Source organism: Halomonas sp. 113 (assembly GCF_904067645.1).
GTDB lineage: Bacteria > Pseudomonadota > Gammaproteobacteria > Pseudomonadales > Halomonadaceae > Vreelandella > Vreelandella titanicae.
The window spans coordinates 54169-80332 of the sequence record NZ_LR881453.1; the positions used below are offsets into that span (position 1 = coordinate 54169).

At 56.5% G+C, this 26164-nt stretch carries 10 protein-coding genes; 6 read left to right on the top strand and 4 right to left on the bottom strand.

What is annotated here, in order from left to right; genetic code table 11:
• Window positions 1–2 precede the first annotated feature (2 nt).
• Window positions 3–677 (top strand): OmpA/MotB family protein, encoded by a 675-nt coding sequence (locus YERSI8AC_RS00425; RefSeq protein WP_022520916.1) that lies wholly within the window; start codon window positions 3–5, stop codon window positions 675–677.
• Window positions 678–700: 23 nt separating this feature from the next.
• Window positions 701–2707: a sensor domain-containing diguanylate cyclase gene (locus tag YERSI8AC_RS00430; protein ID WP_236557217.1), complete on the top strand. Its 2007-nt coding sequence runs from the start codon at window positions 701–703 to the stop codon at window positions 2705–2707.
• Window positions 2708–2715: 8 nt separating this feature from the next.
• On the opposite strand, the gene YERSI8AC_RS00435 is transcribed toward YERSI8AC_RS00430, so the two are convergent.
• The gene (locus YERSI8AC_RS00435; protein ID WP_009288449.1) at window positions 2716–3318 is read right to left on the bottom strand and encodes a hypothetical protein; all 603 of its coding nucleotides are present in this window, start codon (window positions 3316–3318) and stop codon (window positions 2716–2718) included.
• A gap of 197 nt (window positions 3319–3515) precedes the next feature.
• Here YERSI8AC_RS00435 and YERSI8AC_RS00440 point away from each other — a divergent pair, with 197 nt between their 5' ends.
• Together YERSI8AC_RS00440 and YERSI8AC_RS00445 are read left to right on the top strand one after the other, a co-directional pair.
• Complete coding sequence (locus tag YERSI8AC_RS00440) at window positions 3516–5627, top strand: adenosylcobalamin-dependent ribonucleoside-diphosphate reductase (protein ID WP_022520914.1); 2112 nt, start codon at window positions 3516–3518, stop codon at window positions 5625–5627.
• Window positions 5628–5684: 57 nt separating this feature from the next.
• Complete coding sequence (locus YERSI8AC_RS00445; protein ID WP_022520913.1) at window positions 5685–6479, top strand: hypothetical protein; 795 nt, start codon at window positions 5685–5687, stop codon at window positions 6477–6479.
• A 5-nt stretch (window positions 6480–6484) separates the two neighbouring features.
• Here the strand turns inward: YERSI8AC_RS00445 and YERSI8AC_RS00450 are convergent, their stop codons facing one another.
• Together YERSI8AC_RS00450 and uvrA are read right to left on the bottom strand one after the other, a co-directional pair.
• Window positions 6485–7228 (bottom strand): Crp/Fnr family transcriptional regulator, encoded by a 744-nt coding sequence (locus YERSI8AC_RS00450; protein WP_022520912.1) that lies wholly within the window; start codon window positions 7226–7228, stop codon window positions 6485–6487.
• A gap of 154 nt (window positions 7229–7382) precedes the next feature.
• On the bottom strand, window positions 7383–10229 hold the full coding sequence (gene uvrA / locus YERSI8AC_RS00455; protein ID WP_041159373.1) for an excinuclease ABC subunit UvrA: 2847 nt from the start codon (window positions 10227–10229) through the stop codon (window positions 7383–7385).
• Between the two features lie 193 nt (window positions 10230–10422).
• Here uvrA and YERSI8AC_RS00460 point away from each other — a divergent pair, with 193 nt between their 5' ends.
• Together YERSI8AC_RS00460 and YERSI8AC_RS00465 are read left to right on the top strand one after the other, a co-directional pair.
• Complete coding sequence (locus tag YERSI8AC_RS00460) at window positions 10423–11802, top strand: MFS transporter (RefSeq protein WP_009288452.1); 1380 nt, start codon at window positions 10423–10425, stop codon at window positions 11800–11802.
• Window positions 11803–11874: 72 nt separating this feature from the next.
• A complete protein-coding gene (locus YERSI8AC_RS00465; protein ID WP_022520910.1) occupies window positions 11875–12522 on the top strand; it encodes a single-stranded DNA-binding protein in 648 nt (215 codons plus the stop codon).
• A gap of 89 nt (window positions 12523–12611) precedes the next feature.
• On the opposite strand, the gene YERSI8AC_RS00470 is transcribed toward YERSI8AC_RS00465, so the two are convergent.
• On the bottom strand, window positions 12612–25715 hold the full coding sequence (locus YERSI8AC_RS00470) for a carbohydrate-binding protein (protein ID WP_159175900.1): 13104 nt from the start codon (window positions 25713–25715) through the stop codon (window positions 12612–12614).
• Window positions 25716–26164 lie beyond the last annotated feature (449 nt).

Sequence of the window (26164 nt, forward strand, 5' to 3'; positions counted from 1 at the left end):
AGATGCTTGACCGTGATACGCGCCACGCACTGGAAATGACGCCGTCGCCAGGCGATGGTGACGAGGGTTGGCTAACCAGCTATTTGGATGTGCTGACGCTGCTAATCACGCTCTTTGTGCTGCTGCTTTCACTGACACCGCCGGGAGGCGGTGAGGCGGCTGATACTGCTTTCATGCGCTCGGCTAGCGCTGTATCATCATTGCCGCTGGCGTCTCTAGCCACTGGTATTCAGCCCCGCCATTCAGGGGTTCAGCCGCAGTTTGATGGGCTCGACATCCCCGGTGTCAGTGTTTCGCAAGGGAGTGAAGGGGTCACGTTACGTATTGATACCAGCCTTTTATTTCCCAGCGGTCAAGCTGTACTGACTTCCCGTGGGCAAGAGGTGGTAGAAAGCCTTATCGATGTGCTGACCCGTTTTGACGGTCAGATTTCGGTAGAAGGCCACACCGACAGCGTGCCTATTTCAACGGCCCGCTTCCCCTCTAATTGGGAGCTTTCATCAGCGCGGGCTATCGCTGTGGTGAGGCATTTAGAGCGCCAAGGATTCAATATCTCTCGTATGCGGGCCGTCGGTTATGCCGACACCCAACCCATGGAACCGAACGCAACGGCGGAGGGCCGAGCTGCCAACCGTCGCGTAGAGTTGTTGCTAAGGCAGCAGGTCGAGGGTGAATAGATTGCGAGGCCACGTTTGTGTCCATGTACCACCCGCGATTGCAGTCGTTTGGAGCCCTGCTGGTAGTCGATGCCGATTGTCGCTGCATCCAAACTACTAGTACTAACTTAACCCGCTTAATTGGTTTTGAGCGCCCTGAACATGGGCAGCTTACGCTAGCCTGCGTGTTGGGGAAACGGCTAAGTCAGCGGGTGCGTCGTGAATTGCAGGGGCAGCAGCGGCTCCCTGGCCCTTTAGTGTTTATGCGTTCCAAGCACCGACACGCACGTTTTCAAATCCACGCTTATCGAGCGGGTGAGCAGGTCATTGTCGAGATTGAGCCACTCAACCCCCGTAGTAAGCGTCGTCTGCTGGGTACGGTGACTGAGCGGCTGAGGCATTTGGTTGAAGCGACGCATCAGCAAGAACTCCTCGACTGCCTGGTTAACGCTGTTCAACAGCTCACCGGTCATGATCGTGTCACCGTGTGCCATTTCGATAGCGATTGGCATGGTTTGATGGTCGCAGAAGCATTGGGAAAACGGCTGCCCTCGCTGTTGGGTCAACGCTTTCCTGCCAGCGACTTCCCTGTCGCCTTGCGCAAAAGTTACCAACACTCCCCTGTACGGTTAATTGAAGACGTTAATGCTCCTACTGAAACGCTGATCCCCGCCGTCCCGGGAGCGAGCCTTAACGGTAGTTTTTTACGCGCACCTGCGCCAGAACGGCAGCGCTATTTAAACCGTCTGGGCGTGCGGGGCTCATTCAGTTTAGCCATTCAGGGGGATACCGGCTTATGGGGGCTAGTGTTTTGCCACTCACCTGTGCCGCATTCGGTTGAGCCCCCCGTGCGTGATGCTGTTCGCACCCTCGTACAAATGGCCACCCAACGCATGCTGCTGCTACGGGCGCGTCAAGAAGCCCGCTACCTACAACGGGTTCAGGATAGTCTGGTGCTCAGTGCGCGAGCGCGCAGCGAGCCGCAAAGTCCCCAACAATTACTTCATGAGCAGGCGGCTATCTGGATGAAGCTGTTTCGCGCCCATGGCGTGGTGCTGTGGGTGAATGGTGGCGCTTATCAAGCGGGTGTGACGCCGACTCCAGAAGCGATAAGCCAGTTTGTGCTGCGCCTGGAAAGAACTCATGTACATAGCGGCCCTTGGTGCACGCGCGAAATCGGCAAAGAGACGTTAACCGCTTCGCTAGCCATGCCCGAGCAGTGTGGGGCTCTAGCAGTGCCGCTGCCAATGAGTTCGACCCAGCGCGCCTGGCTGATTTTTTTTCGCCCCGAGCAGGTGGAAACGCTGTATTGGGCGATGCAGCCTACAACCAACCCTAAACCGGCCGTGATATTGGCTCCATCGGTTGCTTGGTCTGAAGAGGTAGTCGGCAGAAGTGAAGCGTGGCTGCGGGTAGAGCGCTTAGCGGCGGTAGACTTGGGGGAAGACCTGACGCTGGCGATTTCTGCCTATGAAATTAGCTCACTGAATATGCACCTGGAGCACGAACGCAAAGCCCTTGCCGAAGCCAACCAACGTCTTGAGCAATTAGCCCATTTCGATCCTCTAACCAAGGTGTGGAACCGTTACCGCATCGAAGAAGCGATCAATGCAGAGCTGGTGGCTGCCAGGCGCTATGCGGCCGCTTTTGCCTTGCTACTGTTCGATGTGGATAACTTTAAGCAGATCAACGATGCTCACGGCCATAGCGTGGGTGACGATGTGCTGGTGGCCCTGGCGCGCTTAGTGGAAAGCTCGCTGCGTGGCTGCGACCACCTGGGCCGTTGGGGAGGCGAAGAGTTTATTGTGCTGGCGACTCATTCCGATGTTGATGCCACCACTGGCCTGGCTGAGCGGCTGCGCTCGCTGGTAGAAGAGCTGCGTATAGAGGGCGTTGAGCAAACGGTTACAGTGAGTATCGGTGTCGCCGTTTGGCAGCCGGGTGACAGCTGTAAAACCCTTATCTCCCGGGCTGATGACGCCATGTACCGCGCTAAGCATGGCGGACGCAACCGCGTTGAAATGGCGCTTGAGCCTGTGGTGCTGATTTAAGCAAACCTTTAGGTGCCACTACCTTCACACTGGGTGAGCATCCGGTTGATCGCCGCATCGGCGCCTTTTAGGCTAAAGGTCATATACCACGGCTCGCGCTCGTCCTGGTCGAAGCCGAGAAATAGCTGCTCCCCCTGGCGCATGTCGGCCATCAGTGATGCCAAGTCACTTAAATAAAAGTGAGCATAAAACCCGTCATCGCCGCGCTCAGTGATAAATTCCGCCATGGTGTCGATAACGGGCCGCTCATCGATGCGCAGCCGAGTGGGCACCAGGTTTACTGTACGGCTCTCTCCCTGCTGCTGCTCAAGGGTGACGCGCATCTCCAGCCAGGGTAAATCGCAAACGCCCGAGGTGGCATTCAAGCTCAGCGTCGCATCCGAGTAGCTGTGGGTTTCTACCGCCCGATAGTGGCGTTCGCCCCCCAGTGAGAGCGTCATTGACTGCCAATGGTCGTGGGTGGCCACATCGTCAGTATTGAAGGTGGTCGCGTTAGCGACGGGCGTAGCGACCATCCACATGGTCGCTATCGCCACAACGGTAAACGTGAGCGTGCAAAGATACTGGGATGGAGAGCGCAGGAAGTGAGTTGCGGACATGATCAAAGCCATTTAACCCAAAACCCCAGTCTATATCGTGTTTGGGATTGGCAAAATAGTAACGCGCTGATTTTCCTATATATGGTAGAAAAAATTAAAAAAAGTGCCTCATATGGTGGGAGGTCACGTCTATACTTCACTTCGATGCTACGTATAATCGCCCTATTTGAGCGCTATAATTCACCCTCGCTGTGAAGGAGTTTTGCGACATGAGCACCGCTGCCAAGGCTATGAAGACCTCTAACGATGTCCCTATGCAGGCCCCCTCGCGGGAAATATGGGACGCCAAATACCGTCTTAAGGATCGTCATAGCCAACCCGTTGATCAGGACGTTGGTGCTACGTTTGAACGGGTTGCTCGTGCCCTGGCAGCGGTGGAGGGAGATAAAGCGGAAGAGTGGTTGCCCAAATTTCGCTGGGCGTTGGAAAACGGCGCGATTCCTGCCGGTCGTATTCTCTCCAACGCGGGGGCTGAGGCCTACAAGCCTGCGGTGAGCCTGATTAACTGCACTGTCTCCCGCACCATTCGTGACTCCATGCGCGATATCCTCGACTCAGTGGTTGATGCGGGTATGACGCTGAAATCCGGGGCGGGTATCGGCTACGACTTCTCGACGCTGCGTCATAAGGGCGCGTTCGTATTCGGCGCTGGCGCGGGCACCAACGGCCCACTGGCGTTTATGGATATCTACGACAAGATGTGCTTCACCGTCGCCTCTGCTGGTGGTCGGCGTGGTGCTCAGATGGGTACTTTCGATGTGGGCCACCCAGATGTGCGCGAGTTTATTCAGGCCAAGCGCGAAGCGGGGCGCCTACGACAGTTTAACCTCAGCTTGCTGATCACCGACGAATTTATGGAAGCGGTCAAGAACAATGCTGACTGGCCGCTGGCTTTTCCGCTGCACCCCGGTGAGAAAGAGGATGTCAAAGCGGAAGACTTGATCTACCGTGACTGGCCGGTAGTTGAAGAGGGCTACACGGTCGATGCCGAAGGCCGCGTCGCCTGCCGCATTGTCGAAGTGATTAAAGCGCGGGAGTTGTGGGACACCATTATGTCCTCCACCTATGACTACGCCGAGCCTGGCTTTATCCTGATCGACCAGGTTAACCGCATGAACAATAACTGGTTCTGCGAAGATATCCGTGCGACGAATCCCTGTGGCGAACAACCCTTGCCGCCAGAAGGCGCCTGCCTGCTAGGTTCTGTCAACCTAACCAAGTTCGTGATCGACCCCTTCGGCGCCGAGCCGCGCTTTGATTGGGAACGCTACCGCAAAGTGGTCGCGATCTTCACGCGTATGCTCGATAACGTGGTCGAGATTGCCGGTTTGCCGCTGCCCCAGCAGCAGCGTGAAATAGAAGCCAAGCGCCGTCACGGTATGGGCTTTTTGGGCTTAGGCTCAACGCTCACCATGCTCAAAATCCCTTACGGTTCTAAGCAGTCGTTGGTGTTCACTGATGAGGTGAGCCGGCACTTAGCGATAGAGGGTTGGAAGCAGGCGCTGGAGCTCTCCCAAGAGAAAGGCATGGCGCCGGTGCTTGAGCAGGAGCACACCATTACTCCCAAAATGTTGCGCGAGCGGCCTCAGTTGGCCAAAGATGGCTACGAAGTGGGCGATCAAGTGCCGGGGCGTATCCTACACGCCCGTTATAGTCAGTACATGGCCCAAGTGGCCGAGCTGGAGCCGGAGCTTGTGTCACAGCTAGCCGAGCACGGTGCGCGCTTCACCCACCACAGCTCGATCGCGCCGACCGGCACGATCAGCCTGTCGATGGGTAACAATGCCTCCAACGGTATCGAACCCTCCTTCTCGCACCGCTATTTCCGCAATATTATTCAGTCGGGCAAGAAGACCAAAGAGCAGGTCGAAGTCGTCTCCTTTGAACTGGCCGCCTACCGTCACTTTATTGCATCTGATGCGGTGGACAGCGACCTGCCTGACTACTTCGTCACCGCCGATGCGATATCTCCCGAACAGCACGTTGCCGTTCAGGCCGCCGCCCAGCACTGGGTGGATTCAGCGATCTCGAAAACGGTCAATGTGCCTACCGAGTTCCCCTTTGAACAGTTCCAGAACCTCTATTTGCAGGCTTATGAAAGCCGCTTAAAAGGCTGCACTACTTTCCGCTTTAATCCCGAAGCTTTCCAGGGCGTGCTCGTGCGGGAAGATGATCTTAAAAACACGACCTACGTATTTGAACTGGAAAACGGTGAAACCCTCGAACTAGCCGGGGATGAGAAGGTGATTTACGACGGTGAAGAGCATAACGCTGCCAACCTCTTTGATGGCTTAAAAGAAGGCACCTACGGCAAATGGTGATGCCGCGTTAAGCGCCATCTGTTTAAAAACGCACACCTTTGCTAAGTGGAGAACACCATGGCTGTAGAAATTACCTCAAAAATTGTTGGTTACCGTATCAAGCAGCAGGAGCAGGCCGTTCCCGTTCCTGAGCTACAAGATGAAGATCCGCTAACGGTACGTATACCTTCCCGTCCGGAAGGCACTTTGGAAGCCGTGTCTGAAAAGATTTCATACGTAGGCGCGGAAGGGCGTAAAAAAGTCTATTTGCTGGTGTCGTTTATGCCAGTGGAAGGCGTGATTGGCAGTAAGCGCGTGGTGATTGAGCGCCCGGTGGAGTTCTTTTTTCCGTCAGGGCAGCTCTCCAGCGAGCACCAGTGGATCACCGCGACCATGCGCAGCCTTTCGCTGGCGGCCCGCGGTGGTTACGTCACCCAAGCGGTGGCGGATCTACGCAAAGTGGCCTGGGACAAAGGTTTGGTACGCTGTGGTATGAACCGTTGGAATAAGCCAATGTTCCACGATTCGGAAGTGGCGGCGATTGCCTGGTCGATTCAGCAGATTCTTTATCGCCGCGGTTTTCTAGATCGGGATGGCAACCAGGTGCCGGTTGAAAAGCTGGTAGAGCGTTATGCTCATCGTATGGCTCACGGCCACGCTTGGCAGCCCGGTGCTGAAGACGAAGCTAATGATGCACCCATTGAAACAGGCGCGGTGGAGTCGATTGGCGGTGATAAGGCGACGAAGGGAAAAAAGCCTGAAGGCAGTGGCCCAGCCATAGTGGGTAACTGCCCCGAGTGCCGCGGTGAGCTGATCATGATGGATGGCTGCCCGACCTGCTATGCTGGCTGCGGCTGGTCAAAGTGTGGTTAGTTTTCTCAGGCGGAATCGCCTAACAGTGGCCGGACATTGTCGGTGAGGTAGCAATCGTCAAATTCACCTTCGGTGCATAGCGCGGATAAGTCTGGAATGGTGACATGGTGGCGGTCGCGAAATACTAGGCCGTCTTCACTAAGCGCCGTAAAGGTGCGGCTAACGTGTACCGGGCTTAGCCCGAGCACATCGGCTAACTGCTCCTGTGAGAGCGGCAGGCGGAACTGGTTGCTAATATCCGGGTTGGTTTGGCGCAGCCTTAAATACATTTCATACAGAAAATGCGCCATTTTCTTACGTGCACTGCGTCTGGCCAGAGTGACGAGGCGCTCAGTGAGCAGCGCCTGCTGACGGCTGCCAATGGCAAACATCACCGAGGTGAGAGGCAGCGACTGGCGAAATATTTCCAGCATACGTTTATGCGGGAAATGACAAATCACGCCATCATCAATCATGCGCACATTTTCAAGCCGCTGCGAGAAGGCAAACTCGCGCAACCCGATGATATCGCCCGGCAAAAACACTTCGAGAATCTGTCGGTCACCATTCTCTAAGTGACGGTAGGAGTAGGCCCAACCACTTTTTAGCGTGCAAAACTCATTGGCCGCATCGCCCATCTCCCAGAGTAGCGTGCCCGACTTAATATTGGTTGGGCTCTCCTCTAGCGCCATGAGCAATCCCTTCTCATCATCGCTTAATGAGCAGTAGTGATTGAAGTGCTTAATAATACAGCTGTTTTCCTGACCCACGACGTATCCCTCCAGCACAGGATTGGATAATACTGCTAACGATTATCTGCCCGCCACTATAAACGATGTGGCCATCTACTGCGTCGCCCAAATAGGCTAACTAGCGTACCTATTTAGCCTGGGGTGAGCAGCGCTCACCCCTCGAAAACCAGCGTCAACGCTTCGTTGCACGCTTGCCTCGCGCGAGCAGCGGCGCTAAGAAGCGGCCGGTATGCGAAACGTCCTGTTTGGCGAGCTGTTCCGGCGTGCCCTCGGCGATGATCTGTCCGCCACCTGAACCCCCTTCGGGGCCAAGATCGACAATCCAGTCGGCGGTTTTGATCACATCCAGGTTGTGCTCAATCACCACGATGGTATTGCCGTGATCGCGCAGACGGTGAAGTACCGTCAGCAGTTGGCGAATATCCTCAAAGTGCAGGCCGGTGGTGGGCTCATCCAAGATATACAGCGTTTTGCCGGTATCACGCTTGGCCAATTCACGGGCGAGTTTAACCCGCTGCGCTTCGCCACCGGAAAGGGTGGTGGCGCTCTGCCCTAAGCGAATGTAGGAAAGGCCTACATCTAGCAAGGTTTGCAGGCGACGTGCAATGGCGGGCACTGGGCTAAAGAACTCCAGGGCGTCTTCCACCGTCATGGCCAGCACTTCGTGGATGGTTTTACCCTTGTAATGAATGTCCAGGGTTTCGCGGTTGTAGCGTTTGCCCTTACAGACATCGCAGGGCACGTAGATATCCGGCAGAAAGTGCATCTCTACCTTGATCATGCCTTCGCCCTGGCACGCCTCGCAGCGCCCACCCTTGACGTTAAAACTAAAACGACCGGGCTTATAGCCCCGGGAACGCGCTTCTTGGGTGCCCGCAAACAGCTCGCGAATCGGCGTAAAAATACCCGTATAGGTGGCCGGGTTGGAGCGTGGCGTGCGACCAATCGGGCTCTGGTCGATATCGATGACTTTATCAAGCTGGTCGAGCCCCTCGATCTTCTCATAGGGCGCGGCGGTCAATGTTGTCGCGCGATTTAATTCGCGCGCCGCAATCGGCATCAAGGTGCCGTTGATCAACGTCGATTTACCTGAGCCGGAAACGCCGGTGATGGCGATAAACAGCCCCAGCGGCAGGCTAAGGGTGACGTTCTGCAGGTTATTGCCGGTAGCGCCGCGCACAATCAGCTGCTTTTCTGGATTGCCGGGTATGCGGTAGGGCGGCACGGCAATTTCCCGGGAGCCAGATAAGTATTGGCCGGTCAGCGAGTTGGGGTTGTCCATCACGTCTTGCGGGGTGCCCTGGGCAACGATTTCACCGCCGTGCACACCCGCACCTGGGCCGATATCCAGCACGTGGTCGGCGGCGCGAATAGCGTCTTCATCGTGCTCTACCACAATCACGGTATTGCCTAAGTCACGCAGTCGCTCAAGGGTTTTCAGCAGTCGGTCGTTGTCGCGCTGATGCAAGCCAATCGACGGCTCATCGAGAATATACATGACCCCGACCAGGCCTGCGCCGATTTGGCTGGCTAAACGGATACGCTGGGCTTCACCGCCGGAAAGGGTATCGGCACTGCGCTCCAGGTTGAGATAGTCCAGCCCCACGTTGACCAGAAACTCTAGCCGGGCGTGAATCTCATGGACGATTTTATCGGCGATCTCACCTTTGCGTCCTGGCAGGCTTAGGTCGGCAAAGTAGCGCCACGCCTCACCAATCGGAAAGCGCACAATCTCGGCGATATTGTGATCATCCACGTAAACATGGCGTGACTCTTTACGCAGGCGCGAGCCATTACAGGTGGCGCAGGGCTGTACGGCGATGTATTTGACCAGGTCATCGCGCACCATATTGGATTCGGTTTCCCGATAGCGGCGCTGCATATTGGGCAGTACGCCCTCGAAAGCGTGTTCGCGGGTCACTTTACGGCCGCGATCACCCACGTACACAAACGGTATCTGTTCGTCGCCGCTGCCGTTTAAGATAACCTCCCGCTCGTGGCGGGCGAGCTCTTGCCAGGGCGTTTCCAGCTCAAAGCCGTAGTGCTTGGCCAGTGCCTGGAGCTGGGTGAAGTAGTAAATATTGCGCCGATCCCAGCCTTTGATCACGCCTTCGGCAAGCGATAGCTCCGGGTGGCTGATGAGCTTGTCCGGGTCGAAGTACTGCTGTACGCCTAGCCCGTCGCAGGTAGGGCAGGCGCCCGCAGGATTGTTGAACGAGAACATGCGTGGCTCAAGTTCCGCCAGCGAGTAGCCGCACACCGGGCAGGCAAAGCGCGATGAAAAGGCAATATCGTCGCGTTCACCGTCCATAAAGTGAATCATGGCGGTGCCGTCGGCGAGGTTCAGCGCGGTTTCAAAGGACTCCGCCAAACGTTGGGCAAGGTCGTCGCGCACTTTGAAGCGGTCAACGACGACGCTGATATCGTGCTTTTTGCGCTTATCCAGTGGTGCGATGTCGTCCAGTTCCAGCACTTGGCCATCGACCAGGGCGCGTACGAAGCCCTGGGCGCGCAGCTCGGCTAATAACTGTAAATGTTCGCCTTTGCGGCCTTTGACTACCGGCGCCAGCAGCATCAGCTTGGTGCCTTCGGCGAGGTTCATGACTTGGTCGACCATCTGCGAGATGGTCTGGGCTTCCAAGTCTTCGCCATGTTCTGGGCAGCGGGGCGTCCCGGCACGGGCAAACAGCAGACGCAGGTAGTCGTAAATTTCGGTGATGGTGCCCACGGTCGAGCGCGGGTTGTGGGAAGTGGACTTCTGCTCAATGGAGATCGCAGGTGACAGCCCTTCGATGTGATCCACATCGGGCTTTTCCATCATCGACAGGAACTGGCGCGCATAAGTGGAGAGCGATTCCACGTAGCGGCGCTGCCCCTCGGCGTAAAGGGTGTCGAATGCTAACGACGATTTACCCGAGCCGGAGAGGCCGGTAATCACAATCAGCTTGTTACGGGGCAGCTCCACATCGATCTGCTTGAGGTTGTGGGTGCGGGCACCCCTGACCAGAATGCTGTCCATCAACACCTCGAATCGCGCGGCAAAAGCGTGATTATACGTTTGTCGGCACCCTCCCGGCAAAACCGCTTTCATAACCCAAGATAACCTGCGGCAACTCGCGACGTTTCCAGCGCCAGCCCAAACCGCTAGAATAGAGGATTGTCACAATCCACACTGACTCACCACATGCTTAACCACCATATAAAAGGGCATTATGCGCAAGGTTTCCGCACTATTGCTGGCCTCTGAACGACGTGCGATCAGTGGTTTGGCCGGGCTTTATGCATCGCGCATGCTGGGTCTGTTTATGGTGCTGCCGGTGTTGGCGCTGTATGCCGACACCCTTGAGGGTTCGACCCCGCTACTCGTGGGCGTGGCGCTGGGGATTTATGGTTTAACCCAGGCAACGCTGCAAATCCCGTTTGGCTTACTCTCTGACCGCATTGGTCGTAAGCGGGTGATTGCCATGGGGCTATTGATATTTGCACTCGGCAGCGTGGTCGCCGCTCTATCCGATACCATTATTGGTGTGATTGCCGGGCGAGCGCTGCAGGGTGGCGGTGCCGTTGCCGCGGCGATTATGGCGCTGCTGGCGGATCAAACCCGTGAAGAAGTGCGCACCGCCGCTATGGCCACCATTGGGCTCTCTATTGGCGTTTCGTTTGCGATTGCGATGGTGCTGGGGCCATGGCTTGCCGCCTGGGCTGGGCTGGCTGGGGTCTTCTGGTTTACCTCGCTACTAACGCTGGTGGGGCTGCTGGTGCTATGGCGCTGGGTGCCTGCCGCGCCGCGGCGGCGACGTCACCGCGATGTGGGCATGGATCGCCAGCAGTTTAAAAGTGTCATCACCCGCCCCGATTTATGGCGGCTGGATATGTCGATTTTTGCCCTGCATTTAGTGCTGATGGCGATATTTGTCGCGGTACCTTTTCGCCTGCTAGACGCCGGTGTAGCGATTGAGTATCACGGGCTGGCATATCTTGGCATTATGGCGCTATCGTTTGTGGCCATGGTGCCGCTGATAATTGTGGCCGAGAAGCAGCAGCGCATGCGTTTGATGTGCTTGGTTGCGATCGGCGCTATTGTGATTAGTTTGGCCGGGCTGGGGTTGCCACTCTCGCCAAGCTACTGGTTGTTTGTATGGCTGTTTGTGTTCTTCACTGGCTTTAACTTGCTGGAAGCGACGCTACCTTCCATGCTCAGTAAGTTGGCCCCGGCGGGCGCCAAAGGTACCGCGATGGGGGTCTACTCCACCAGCCAATTTTTAGGCGCTTTTTTAGGCGGTACGCTAGGCGGTTTACTGGCGCATTACGGTGGCCTCAACGCGGTTTTTATTGGCTGTGCTGGGCTTGCGCTATGCTGGTGGATCGCCATGTGGCGGATGCCCGCGCCGCCCCCGCTCTCCAGCGAAGTGGTGGCGCTACACGAGACTCAGGCAGATGCGCTCGACCTGTTGATGGAACACTTAGCCGATGTGGTCGGCGTCGAAGACGTAATGGTGGTGCCAGAAGAGCGTTTGGTCTATTTAAAGGTGAATCGCCAGCAGCTCGATCAGGCGGCGTTGAACAAGCTCATGGCACCCCCCAAATCTTAATCCAGCCGTGCCGATGAAGTGTGGCGGCGGTTGGCAATAAACTCTACATGACAGCTATTAAAGGAGCGCCTTATGGCTCGCGGCATTAACAAAGTCATTCTGATTGGCAACCTCGGGCAGGATCCAGAGGTGCGTTTCACTCCCAGCGGCACCGCTGTGGCCAACCTAAACCTGGCCACCACTGATACCTGGATGGATCGCCAAAGCGGTCAACGCCAAGAGCGCACCGAATGGCACCGCGTGGTGATGTTCAATAAAACCGCTGAGATCGCCCAGCAGTACCTGAAAAAAGGCTCCAAAGTCTATATTGAAGGGCGCCTGCAAACCCGTAAGTGGCAGGATCAGAATGGGCAAGATCGCTACTCGACGGAAATCGTTGCCAACGATATGCAGATGCTTGATGGCCGTAGCGGTGATTACCAGGGCGGTGGCGCTCCGCAAAATAACTATTCCCAGAACGCTCCTCAGAACGCCCCCCAGAATGCGCCGGCTCAAAATAATCCTGCTGCTAATCACCAAGGCGGCTATCCCCCTCAGGGTGGTGCGCCTCAAGGCGGAAATAACTACCCTGGCGGGCAGAGCCCACAACAGCCACCACGGCCCGCTCAGCCAGCACCGCACCAGGGCAACCAAGCTCCACCGCCCAACCAGCAGAACAGCAGCTACGGCGCTCCGGATCCGGGTAACTTCGACGACTTCGACGATGAGATCCCGTTCTAAAGACGTAAAACGCCTAAAACGATTAACGAGATCACAATATAGCCCGCTAAAAAGCGGGCTATATTGCGTACCAGGCTTGGTAACCGCGGTTAGAACAACAGCTCACTCGTTGATGGCTCTTGAACTCCCGTCACTCCCAAGGCATCTTCGCCGCTATTAAGGCTTAGTGCTGAGGGCTGGTTCTCGCTTTGCTCAATGATGAGTGATTGAAGATCCATTGAGCCACCATTAAAGGTTAGCCGTACCACTTGCTCGCCTTCCTGCAAGTTGAGCGTCACCTCCGGCCCTTGGACATAGTTTCCCCAGTCGCCGCTATTGGGAACGCTAAGCGGGGAGGCTTGTGCGTAGAACACGCCATCTTTCTCAGCGGCGACCGTTATGCTGCGGCCAGACCAAGGTGTCGCGGTAATAAACGAGAAGGTGTGTTCGCCAGCTTCAACGACATCGACGGTGTACTCTACCCATTCATTATTGGCGATCCAACCTATGGCCTCACCGTCGCCAACAATATCCACACCTTCGCCGCGAATGCTGGCGTTACCCAGTTGGGTTTCGCTGCTATCGTTGTAGGCTATGCCCGCGCCACCCTGGTCGTAGTTGATAGCGTCGAGAAACAGGCCGTCGTCGTCAATCAACCAGGGGGTGCCCTCCTCGTTAAAGGCTTGCTGTACGTTCTCACGTTCAAGGGTGAATGATTGGAAGTCCATCAAGTCGCTGCCCGCTGACCCGTTGAAGGTTAACCGCAGGGTCTGCTCCCCGGCCTGTAAATCGAGCAACATACCGTCACTGGCAACAGGGTTGCTCCAGGAGCCAGTGTTGGGCAGCGGCGGTGAGCTGGCTTCCAGATAGAACGCCCCATTTTTTTCGACGGCGGCAGTGATGGTGACATCGCTTGAGGGAGTCGAAGCGAGGAACGATAGGCTGTAAGTGCCGGATTGGGCCACGTCGATGGTGTACTCAACCCATTCTCCAACATCAACCCAGCCGATCGCTGTGCCATTACCGACGATATCAACGCCGCCTTCACGGAAATTGCTACCTTCTTGCTGAGGATCGCTATCGCTGTAAGAGATGCCTTCACCGCCGACATCAAATAGTGCGGCATCCAGCGTGAAGCTGTCGCCCACCTCCCAGGGGGTTCCACTGTCATTGAAGGGTATTTGGCTGCCGGTAGTAGTGATCGGGGCGAGTGAGAACGAGGCCAGGTCTTGGGAGCCGCCGTTAAAGGTTAAGCGCAGCACCTGTTCACCGGCTTCCAGTTCTACCTGTACGCTGTCGGTGGGTACAAAGGTCGTCCAACTGCCGCTGTAGTTCACGCTGACCGGCGAGGCGGTGGTGTAAGGGCTATCCCCTTGGGCGAAGGACGCAGTAATGGAGCGTGCGGCACCACCGGTCGACCCCAGCGCCGAGAGGAAGGAGAGCTCGTAAGTGCCTGCCTGAGCCACATTGAGCGTGTACTCGACCCACTCATTGTTTTCGATCCAGCCGATGGCCGAACCGTCACCGACGATGTCCACGCCATCGCCCCGGAAGTTGCTACCCTCCTGATTCTCGCTGCTGTCGTTGTAGGCGACATCCTGGCCGCCGCTATCGTAGTTGACGGCATCCAGCACGAGGCCTTCATCCTCTACCAGCCATGGCGTTTGGTTGGTGTTGAAGGGCTGTTGCTCCTCCTCTCCCAGGTCGATCGCCTCGAAGCTGAACGACTGCAGGTCAAGCTGGCCGCCGTTGAACGTCAGTCGCAACACTTGCTCGCCAGCATCAAGATCGAACTCCAGTGGGCCAACCGTCTGGAAGCTGGTGAAGCTGCCGGTATTGGGCAGGTTGATCGAGGCACTGCTCTGGAAGTTGCCATCCTGCTCAAAAGCGGCGGTGATGGATTTTCCATTTGATGTTGCCGAGGTGAGGAAGCTCAGTGCATAGGTGCCTGCCGTTTCAACATTGAGCGTGTACTCGACCCACTCGCCATCGGCGATATAACCCAAGGCTTCGGTGCCGTTGGAGATATCCACCGCTTCGTCGGAGCGGAACGCTGCACCCTGATGGGCGGTGGTGGTGTCGTTGTAGGCCACGCCCTGGCCACCGTTATCGAACAGCTTGGCTTCCAGCGTCAATCCATCTGCCCCTAGTGTCCACGGCGTTTCACCTGTGTTGTAAGCAGTTTGCTCTACAGGTGCCTGGTCATCCAGGAAGTTCGGAATGCCATCGCCGTCACTGTCGTCATAGAGATCGACGCGGCCGTTGCCATCGGCATCCTCCACCCCGGTGGGGTCATAGGGCTGGACGTTTTCGACCAGGAAGATATTGTCGTTGTAATCGTAGTTCACCCCCGCATAGTCCTGAATCACGATATAGGTATTGGGAATGACGTTGCCTGCTGCGTCTTTTGCTACGTAGACGCGAATCAGGTGGCCGTCGTTTTCGTCCCAATTCAGGTTGGTGCCGGGGCTGCCGATAGCATCGATGGTGTCTTCGTAGAGGTTGGCATTGGGGTCAGACCAGGAGATGTAGCCTTGGCGACCGGTAATGTCCGCAAAGAAGCCAAAGGGCGCGTCCCGATCGAGAGTGGTGGTGGTCAGCAAGTCGCCACTATTGAGTGCCCGCGGCAGCAGCGTCTGCCCATCCTGCTCGTCGTGGGCCAGTATCTCGTCACGATCCCGGCTATCCACATCGTGGATAAACAGTCGCGCCACATCGCCTTGGGTATGATACGCCGCCAACTGGGTGATCTTGATCGGTGATTGACCGTCGGCACGCTGGAAGTAGGGCGAGAGAATCTCATCCCCGTTCGCTTCTACCAGCCCGCCCTGATTCATCTGCCCCTCGGCCACATTGGTCGAGAAGCCGAAGGCGTCGATGATCTCCTGTACCAGCGGCTCCTGGCCATTCTCCGACTGGCCCTGGGCAATCCCCGCCAGCTGGATCGTTTTGGTTCCCTCATCACCGTCGTTTGAGTTAATGGTCAGCGTGGACTCATACAGCGTACCGTCATCGAAATCCTCGGCGATAAAGCGAACGGTGACATCCAGTGTGCCGCCGGCGGGAATGATCAGGTTTTCGGTGGCTCCCACGATCTCAAATAGGCTCGGATCGGAAATTGCCAGGCTGCTGATCTCCAGGTCGGCGAAGCCATCGTTGGTGATGGTAAAGGTCGATTCGTCGTGGAACACCTGGCTGGCGTTGGCCGGGTTTTCTATTCGGCTCATCACCAGGCGATCATCCGAGGGTACCCCATCCAGGTTGGTGATGGAGATCTCACCGCCGGAAACCGGTGAGATCCCTTCAATGACAAACATGTTGTCGTTGTAGTCATAGTTGATGCCGGTGTAATCCATCACGCCCAGGTAGGTGTTAGGGATTACGTTGCCATTGGCATCCAGTGCCTGGAATACCCGCACGGTATAGCCACGCTCAATGTCTTCCGCCCCTGGCGGTACCGTGCCGCCTCCAGTGGGATTGAGCGACGGGTCGGTTGAGAGATTGGCAACCTCGATACCAAAGATATCGTTACCGATCCAGCCGTCGGGGATTTGGTCGCGAGTGAACGTTGCCGTCGCGAATTGTCCATTGGCCTTGATAGGCAGTAGCGACTGGTTATTGTCGCCTGCATGATCGGAAAGGATAATATCCTGGTTTTTATTGCCGGGATTATGAATCCCCAGCGTTGCTCCCCCGTTGCCGTGGTAGGCCGCCAACTGGGTAATCGTGGCCGACTCAAAGCCATCGGCTATCTTCCAGTAACGTGACATCACCTCGTCATCATTGACCGGCCGGTAAAGGTCGAAGTCGTTGAGAACCGAGTTCTCGCCACCACCTACGGTGGTTAGCCCCTGGATGACGTTGCCAAAACCGAACACTTCCCAGACCTCGTTGACGTTGGGCTCCCAGCCGCCTTCGTCACGCGCCTGCCAGAAGCCTGCCAGGTGCACCTCGGCGACGGGGGTGTCCGCATCGTTGGTGACCAGGCGCAGCGTTCCCTCAAAGACGCCGTCGCCTGCATCGTTAGTGGGTGGCGTATAGGCCGCGCGGTCAAACAGCACTTGCACGTCAATCGATTCTCCTGCAGCCAGTGTCAGGCCAGCGAAGATATCGGGATCGACGAGAGTGAAGGGGCCATCAAGATCGGCGTCAATAAAAACCAGCTCATTGGTGCCGGTATTGCTGATAGTGACCGTGGCATCCTCTTTATAGTCACGGTTAGGGTTGGAGGCGCTGTCGTTCTCCAGGTAGCTGAAGTGCAAGCGATCGGAGTAGTAGGCCGCATCGTTGCTCTGGATACCGATATCCGCATCGGGGTCGCCGGGGGCGGGCGAGATATCGAGGTAGTCGATTTCATCGACGCCATCCGCCGTGGAAACAACCCGCAGGTTGTAGGTGAGTCCCGCCTGAAGCTCGATATAGGCGGACTGCTCGCCGGCCTCGCCAACGCCTGGGAAACTCATCTCATCCACCGGCTGCCCGTTGAGCAGCAGCGTCAACGCACCACCATCCGGTGCGCCCGCATTGGCGGCCAGGTCAAGTTTGTAGGCGCCGTCCTCATTCACCGTGAAGTAGAAGTCGGCGGTACGGTCATTGACAGCCCGAGCACTATCGCCGCTTTCCAGCTCGATACGGCCACTGCCATCAATGTCTGCGTAAACGGGCTCGAAGGTATCCAATGGGGTATCCGCGATGCGCAGCAGGTCGACATTGGGGCCATTGGCCCCCGGGGCTGTGACGGTAATAGTATTGCTGCCTGTGCCCAGGGTTAACTCGGTTGACTGGAAGAACCAGTTATCCTCAGCTTCGTTACTCTGACCTGGGAAATTGAGCGTGCCAATATCGATACCGTTGACGGTGACTACCATTGGACGGTCAGCCTTGGAGGCTGCCAGGGCATAGCGGAAGCCAACGTCGTAGGTGCCAGCCTCATCGACCTCTACTGTCCAGGTAATACTCTGGTCGCTGGTGCCATTGAAATCGACGAACCCTTCACCCGAGGCGTTGCGGTCATCCTCACTGTTGGTGATAATCACCGGCCCATCGAGCTGAGCGTTTTCAGCTTCGTAGTCGGTGTAGCCGGGCGATGTGTCTTCGGGGGCCTGTAGGATCTCCAACTGGTCGATATTGGGGCCCGTATTATTGACGGCCTGGAAGAGTACCGTATTAAGCCCTGATACCAGCGACGCTGGGATATCCAGCGTTAGCCACTCGTTCCAGGCATCATCGCCAGTGACGCCAGCGGGTGGGCTGAAGCCGAAGGTACCTACGCTAACGTTATTGACGAATACTTCCAGCGGGCGATTAACCGTGTCGCCGTTACCGTAGCGAACTCGCAGCACTGAATCACCCGCATCGGCCCCTGATAGCTCGAAACTGAAGGTGATAAAGTCGCTATTCGTACTGCCAAAATCGGCATAGCCGCCTAATACGCCATCGGTATCATCATTGTTACCGTCCAAACCGAAGGCGCCAGGGCGGACACCGGTTGGCTGGTTGGCTTCGGGGTTATTCACCGTGCGGATCTGAATCTCAGCACCACCACCTTGAGCAATTGATACACTGGTACCATCGTTGGGCGTATTGTCTTCTGCCTGAATAGTGAGTAGCGACACCAGCTCATCATCAGGCTCTTCTGGGTCAACGATGACACCTCCAGGAGCGGGGTCGAGGCGAATGATCTGGCTCTGACCGTTGTTGCGGTTCAGCGTCAGCAGGTAGAGCTGGCCGGTGGCCGGGTTTTCGATAATATCCAGCGGGTCTATGTAGGTGATAACGTTACCATTCACATCGCGGAGCACTTCGTCCCCAGTGATGTTGCCTGCGGCGTCGAAAGTAATGGAGCGTATATCGTCACCACCAGAATATTCGGTGAACAGCACGCTGCCTTGCAGGTTGCCGCCAAACACGCCGCTGGTGTACTCGGTGACGCCGTTGGGAGAACGGTTCTCGCCTAGCGAATAGACGCCCTCAATATCGTAATTGGGATCAGGCTGCTGGCCGACCGGGTAGTTGCCCACCTGGTTAGTATCGTTGCCTGCGGTTGGGTTACCGCCATTGAGGATAAATTCATCGCGCAGGGGATTGGGATGGCCGTAATAGCCCCCTTCCTTAACCGTAAACAGGTAGTCGTCCTGTTTTTCGACGTTACCTGCGTATTCATTTTGCGGCGTCGAGGGGTCATCCGGTACGTTACCGCCAGCCGCCGAACCGTTGGTCGGGACATAGAGGTTGCCATTGGAGTGCCAGACCAGATCGTAGGCATTGCGTACGCCGGTGGCAAAAATTTTGACCACAGCGTCATCGGCGAAAGGATCATAATAACTCTCGATCAAGTTACCATCGGAATCCTCTACTGTTGCGGTACCGTTGGCCGCGAAGACCAGAAAACGGTCATCACCCATGGCAATCGGGTCTGCCTTGAAATCAACGCCGTCATCGTCGGTGAAACGGCGGTTGAAGCCATCCTCAGGCAAGGGCTCGGTGGTCACATCAAAGCCACCTGCTGGCGCTTCACGGGTCGGATCTATTTCCATGACAGCGGCACTGAGCAGGCGCTCAGGACGGTTACCCCAAGCACTATCGGGTGCCCCCATCGCCGAGTTCGATCCTTGCAGCAGGTAGAGCAAGTGGCTCGGTACGTCTGGGTTGGTGTTGGCATCGAATTCGGGGTTGGCGCGGAATTCGAGGCTATTGGTAACGTGGTCGCCGTTGGAGCGCGGCAGTCCGGTGATATAGGCTTCAGCAGTGGCGTTGAAAGCGTCACCTTCTTCCAGGGTAATCTTGGAAATGCGTCCACTGAAATCGGGGACGCCATTATCACGCCCTTCAAGTGGAATCGGATAGTTATCGCTTACCCACAGGACATTGGGATCGGTAGGGTCGAAGGTTAGGCCGATAATGCCCCGCGATCCTGCCGAATCCCCTGCAAAATAGTCGAGTGCCAACACTTGCTCATTGGAGAGCGCACCGGTTTGCGGGTTAACGTCGTAACGCTTGATCTCGCCCAGCATATTCGAGATGTACATCTTGCTGCCATCAGGGGATAGCTCCAGCGAGGTGAACTGGTAGGCGTTGTCGGCAGCGCCGTTGAGCTCAATGACATCGTTGAATGCTACTTCTCTTGGCACAATTTCAGAGGCTTCACCGGTGACAAAAGTGTTGGTGAATTTCTGAAATTCCCGGGTCGGTGCGTCTGGGTCGTCATTGGCGCCACGATCCTGAAAGCCTTCGATGACCAGGGTGTAGCTGGTGAACTCTTTGAGCATGCTGTTGGGAGAAATCGTCAACGAATCGAAGCCGCCGGTAGTGTTGACGTTGAGAGCTACCTCTTCGCCGCTGACAGTTTCGAAGAGCTGTACGGAGCCGTCACCTAAGCTTTCCAGCAGGGCGCCGCCGCGGCCATCGACGACAGAGATGCCCACGAAAATATCCGAATCGGGATCGACACCGGTGGGGGGCGTGCCGTCCTCGGCGTCTAATTCGACCCGGATCTCGTTCTCACCCACCCCAGCGATGGCACGCGGGTCGGTGAAGAAGGCGTAATCTTCCGGTGCCTCACGGTCATCCTCCGGTGTCAGGTCGGGAAGCGACTGGATTTCGATATACTGGATCTCGGTATTCTCACCCAGGCCAATCGAATCCAGGGTCAGGCGCCCATCGGTAACTTGCACCATCCGGGTGACCAACTCGGAGCGGAAGCCTTCGGTGTCGTTGCTGGGGTTGCTGTCCGCGGGGAAATCATCCGGCCGTAGCGGTGAGAAGGGCGTATTGAACTGCTCTCCCTCTGCGTTGATCAGGTTGACGCTGTCATATGGGCCTGAGGTATCGCCGATAGCAATGGTGACCTCGTAATAGCCGTCGTCCAGTTCCATTTCCCAGCCGGCGCGTACATAGCCTTCCGCGGGCTGATCGAAGTGAGCGTAGGTGCCCTGGCGAGGATCAAGCCCGGCAATCTCATCGGTACGGTCGTTGACGGCGACACTGGAGAGGGTATCGATCGCCATTGGGATGGTGCCATTCTCGGTGCCATCGGCAATGGAGGCCTCGGTGACCCAGCCATACTGGTAGACTTGGCCATCAATCTCGACAGACTGCTCGCCAAACGCGAGACCGTTATCGGCGATATAGCCTTCGGGGGTGGCAAAACCATCGGGCTCGAAATTGATCTTGACGGCAAAGCGCTCACCTGGCTCGACAACCGGTGGCTCTTGAATACCCTCTCGGCTGACGCTCAGGCTATCAATATTGGGGCCGGCATTACCGACGTTCTCCAGCCGGATGGTGTTGTTGCCTGCCTCCAGTTCTAACTCGATGGTAGCCTCTTGCCAGGTCAGCCAACCGTCGTTACCTGCGCCCGTGGTAGGAAAGGCCAGAGCCCCCTGTGCTTCGCCGCCGACCAGGATATTCATGGGCCGGTCGGCACCGCCTCCATCGCCGTTGGTATAGCGCACCGTCAGGGTGTAGGTGCCCGCTTCCTCAACTGCCACCTCAAAGAAAGCCGCGTCACCCGCTTCACCCCCCATATCGAGATAACCGCTGCCGGTATAGCCATCCCATAGTCCATCGGGACCAGCCGCTTCATTCGTTTCGGGGTTACTGGCGTCGCGCACCACTGTATCAGGGGTAGGCTCATCATCGTCGATGGTGAGCGCTTCACCCTGAATCTCAAACAGGAAGGGGTCTGTGGGTGTCTCGCCTCCATCGTCTTGTTGGTAGTTGAAGATGATCTGGTCGATATTGGGCCCGTTGTTGACCCCGCCATCGGCCACAGCCGGTATGGCAAATGAGACGCTGTTGGGGCCAGCTTGAAGCTCCATCTCCACTTCAAGCTCTAGCCAGCTATCCCATGGGTCGTTGACGCCATCATTGACTGCCGGCGGGAAAGCCGCTTGGGGAGCAGGCGTTCCATTGATCATTAGGTCAAGGGGGCGGGGCCCTGCGCTACCGTTGGCGTAACGAATGACCGCGGTGTAGGTGCCGGCTACCTCGGTTTCAACGTTGAAGATAACCTCGTCGCCGGGGTTTGTGCCAAAGTCCATATAGGCACCACCGACGGCGCCTTCGCGGTAATTACCGAAGGCATCATTGTTATTAGGATCTACCACCCGAGTGAAATCGGCATTGGAGGGCACGCCACTATCATTGACGGTGACCAGGGCAGCATCCTCTGCCTGGATAACGATGGGTGCGACAGTGTCTGGAACGGCATCATCCTCGCTTACGCTACCGCTGGCTGTTGCGGCGGCGCTGTCGATGGCGAAGCTGTCACCGGTGGCGCCGATAAGGGCGACCGTGACGGTTTCGCTACCGTTATCTTCGTCGTCGTTGGCGACATCAAGCGCTAGGGTGGCGACCCCGTCAGTGAAGGTGACCGTGCGGGTGTCGACAATGCCATTAATTTCCAGGGCAAGCTCCACGTCACCGCTAAAAGCGTTTGAGGCGCTCAACGCAAAGCTCAGCGTAGTGACGCCCTCATCGCCACTCTCTACCATCGGGTCGGCATCGGCGATGCCCAGCAGAATAGTCGGCTCCGGCTCCAAGCTGCCCGTGGGCACAAACTCGATATAGTCGATGCGCGCGTACTCCAGCGCCGTCGAGCTGGCGCTGAGCGACAGCGTAGCGCCATCGCCCACGGTCACGTCGGTAAAGGTGGCGGTGCGGAAGTTTTGCGGCTGAACGCCGTTGCCGCTGTCGGCGTCGTCATCGAAGATCCAATTGCCGCTGAAGCTCTCGCCTGTGGCGTCACTGATGCTCAGTTGGGCAGTGCTTTCGCCGTCGCTCTCGTCGACGTAACCGACGATGACGGTATAGGTACCGGCGGCCACTTTACCCTCCAGGGCGTAGCTGGCGGTACCTTCGCTGTTGCCGGGCAGGCGAATAGCTTGGCCGCCATCGGCGGCAGCGATGTTCTCGATGGTGAAGGTCGTAGCAGTATCGAACGCTTCCGCCTGTAGGCGAATTGATTCTACGGGTGGCTCTCCTTCGTCATCCTCGCTTACGCTACCGCTGGCTGTTGCGGCGGCGCTGTCGATGGCGAAGCTGTCACCGGTGGCGCCGATAAGGGCGACGGTGACGGTTTCGCTACCGTTATCTTCGTCGTCGTTGGCGACATCAACCACTAGGGTGGCGGCACCGTCAGTGAAGGTGACCGTGCGGGTATCGGCAACGCCATCAATTTCCAGGGCAAGCTCCACGTCACCGCTAAAAGCGTTTGAGGCGCTCAACGCAAAGCTCAGCGTGGTGACGCCTTCATCGCCACTCTCCACCACCGGGTCGGCATCGGCGATGCCCAGCAGGATAGTCGGCTCCGGGTCTACACTGCCCGTGGGCACAAACTCGATATAGTCGATGCGCGCGTACTCCAACGCCGTCGAGCTGGCGCTGAGCGATAGGGTAGCGTCATCGCCCACGGTCACGTCGGCAAAGGTGGTAGTGCGAAAGTTTTGCGGCTGAACACCGTTGCCGCTGTCAGCGTCGTCATCGAAGATCCAATTGCCGCTGAAGCTCTCGCCGGTGGCGTTACCGATACTCAACTGGGCACTACTTTCACCGTCGCTCTCGTCGACATAGCCGACGATGACGGTATAGGTACCGGCGGCCACCTTGCCCTCCAGGGCGTAGCTGGCGGTGCCTTCGCTGTTTCCGGGCAGGCGAATGGCCTGGCCGCCATCGGCGGCGGCGATGTTCTCGATGGTAAAGGTCGTGGCAGTGTCGAACGCTTCCGCCTGGAGGCGGATGGGATCGGCAGGCACTACCGCTTCGTCATCTTCACTGACGCTACCGCTGGCCGTCGCGGCGGTACTGTCGATGGCGAAGCTGTCATCGGTGGCGCCGATAAGGGCGACCGTGACGGTTTCGCTACCGTTATCTTCGTCGTCGTTGGCGACATCAACCGCTAGGGTGGCGACTCCGTCAGTGAAGGTGACCGTGCGGGTGTCGGCAACGCCATTAATTTCCAGGGTAAGCTCCACGTCACCGCTAAAAGCGTTTGAGGCGCTCAACGCAAAGCTCAGCGTGGTGACGCCCTCATCGCTACTCTCTACCACCGGGTCGGCATCGGCAATGCCCAGCAGGATAGTGGGCTCCGGCTCCACGCTGCCGGTGGGTACAAACTCGATATAGTCGATGCGTGCGTACTCCAGCGCCGTCGAGCTGGCGCTGAGTGACAGGGTAGCGTCATCACCTACGGTCACGTCGGTAAAGGTGGCAGTGCGAAAGTTTTGCGGCTGAACACCGTTGCCGCTGTTGGCATCGTCGTCAAACGTCCAATCGCCGCTGAAGCTTTCGCCTTCGGCGTTGCTGATGCTCAGTTGAGCAGTGCTTTCGCCATCGCTCTCGTCGATATAGCCGACGATGATGGTATAGGTACCGGCAGCCACCTTGCCATCGAGTGCATAGCTGGCCGTGCCTTCGCTGCTGCCGGGTAAGCGAATAGCTTGGCCGCCATCGGCGGCGGCGATGTTCTCGATGGTGAAGATTGTGGCAGTATCGAACGCCTCCGCCTGTAAACGGATGGGATCGGCGGGCTCGGGAGGAGGTGTAACGCTATCTTCAACATCACCAACGGCAATGACGAATGTTTCGCTAACACTCGCACCCGCCGGGTCAGTGGCGGTTATCTCGACGCTGACCGAGGTTGTCGTTTCAAAATCAAGGCTTGTGCCGCTTTTCAAGCGCAATACGCCGCTGACATCTACCTCGAAGCGCTCGTCGCTGACAGTAAAACTATGGGTGTCGTCATCCTGGTCTTCCACAATGAGCTGACCAATAACGGCGCCTTCCTGGTTTTCCAGCACGCTGTTGTTATCTAGCAGCAGGGCTGTGGGTGCGGAAGGCTCTGCCGCCACCAACGCCATCTCAATTTTATCGATATTGGGGCCGTTGGCGCGGCCGCCCAGCCGCAGTAAGTTTTCGCCAGCGGCTAGCGTGAATTCGAGTGTTTCTGTCGTCCAACCTTCCCATTGCGTGGCAGCGGGCGTACTGGTAGTTACGCCGCTGGGCAGATCATCGAGATCATCGGGCATATAAAGGGCGGGCGTTGTTTCTGCAAATGCAAAGGTGCCAATACTCGTTAAGCCGCTGCCTTCGACCAGCGACAAATCAAGCGGCCTGCCGCTGGAACTGGCATAGGTCACGGTCATGGAATAGGTGCCTGCGACGGGGGCTTGATAAACAAATTCCCCATAAGCATCTACATTGCCAAATGCCCAATCCAGGTAGCTAGCCTCTTCGGCACCTACTCGAAAGGTGTCGTTGAGGCTTACGATATTGGCGGTAGTCACCGGGCGATTGGTATCGATGCCATCTGGGGTTAGGTCGGGTTCTGGTGACAAAAAAAGCTCTTCGCCTTGGATCACCTGACTGCCTAGCGCGGGTTTGCGGATCTCGAGATAATCCACATTGGGGCCGCTGAGGCCATTTGACGTAAAGCTGACGCTGTTTTGCCCCTCTTGAAGCTGCACAATAATGGTGCGTTCAGCGAAGGTAGTGAAGTCACTTGCATTATTATTGCCTTCGGGGCTGGTACTGCGTAGGTCAAACATGCGATCAACCAACTGATCATTCACTTCTAGACGCAGAGGGCGGTTACGTTCGCTGGCGACAGCATCGTTGTTTCGACTCAAGGCGTAGCTTACCGCCAGTTCATATTCACCCGCCTCCGGGACATCGATATTGAAGGTAAGAGTTTCACCACTCGGGCCGACAAAATCGGCATAGGCATTGCCATCAGCATTAACGGCATTGGGTTCACCGACGGCGGACGTGGTCACGCCGCCTGTCATAACAGCATAGTTGCTGTCGCCATCTGTATTGTCGGTATCTTCTGCCTGAATACGGATGGGGATGAAAACAGGGGGCACGGGAAGGCTTTCGGTGACTTCAAAGGTGACCGCCTCACTGCCAGCTTCAATTAAGTTGCCTCCACTGTCGAGTGCGCTAATCAGTAGTTGAACGTCACCATTGGTAAGGTTAGGGAGGTTATCGAAGATAAAAGGTGTAGATGTTTTCGTGAGCGTTAGTGACTCACCCTCGCTATTAATGATGGTTAATTCGATTGATTCCGTAAGAGATAACGAATCAAGGGGGGTGTTAATGATAGGAATGATACGGATTGCACTATTTTCTATTTCATCTACTGCCACTGTCTGTGCGCTGTTTAAGCCACGCTGGACTTCACCACTCGCTGCATCGACCCAAGAAATAGAGAACATAAGACACCCCTGTGATGTAATTAGCTAATTGCAGGCAACACCTGGCATATTAGGGTTGTTGATATTGAGAAGGTGCTGAGCATCAGATCCCCATGAGCCGTGTAGTGGCCACCTTGGCTCCATGCTCGTTACAATTTTCTACCTTAGTTAACCTCTCATATCTCACAAGGGTTAAATTTCTAATGTCGTTGTATTGTCTGATTGGTTTATTAAATATTATTTTTAGAAAGTAGAGGGTTATAGCTCATGTAATATGAGTGTTTGGTAAGTTGTTTAGAAATATGGCTAAAAAAATGATTATCTTATGATGAGGCTTTAGTTTTTTTGGAGTTGATGATTGATTACTATTTGAACTCTTTTTACTGCCTATATAGTCAAGGATGTCATTAGAGAGTTATTAGTTTTTTAAGCAATAGACTGTGGTTGATTCCATCTCGTCACCAGTGTTT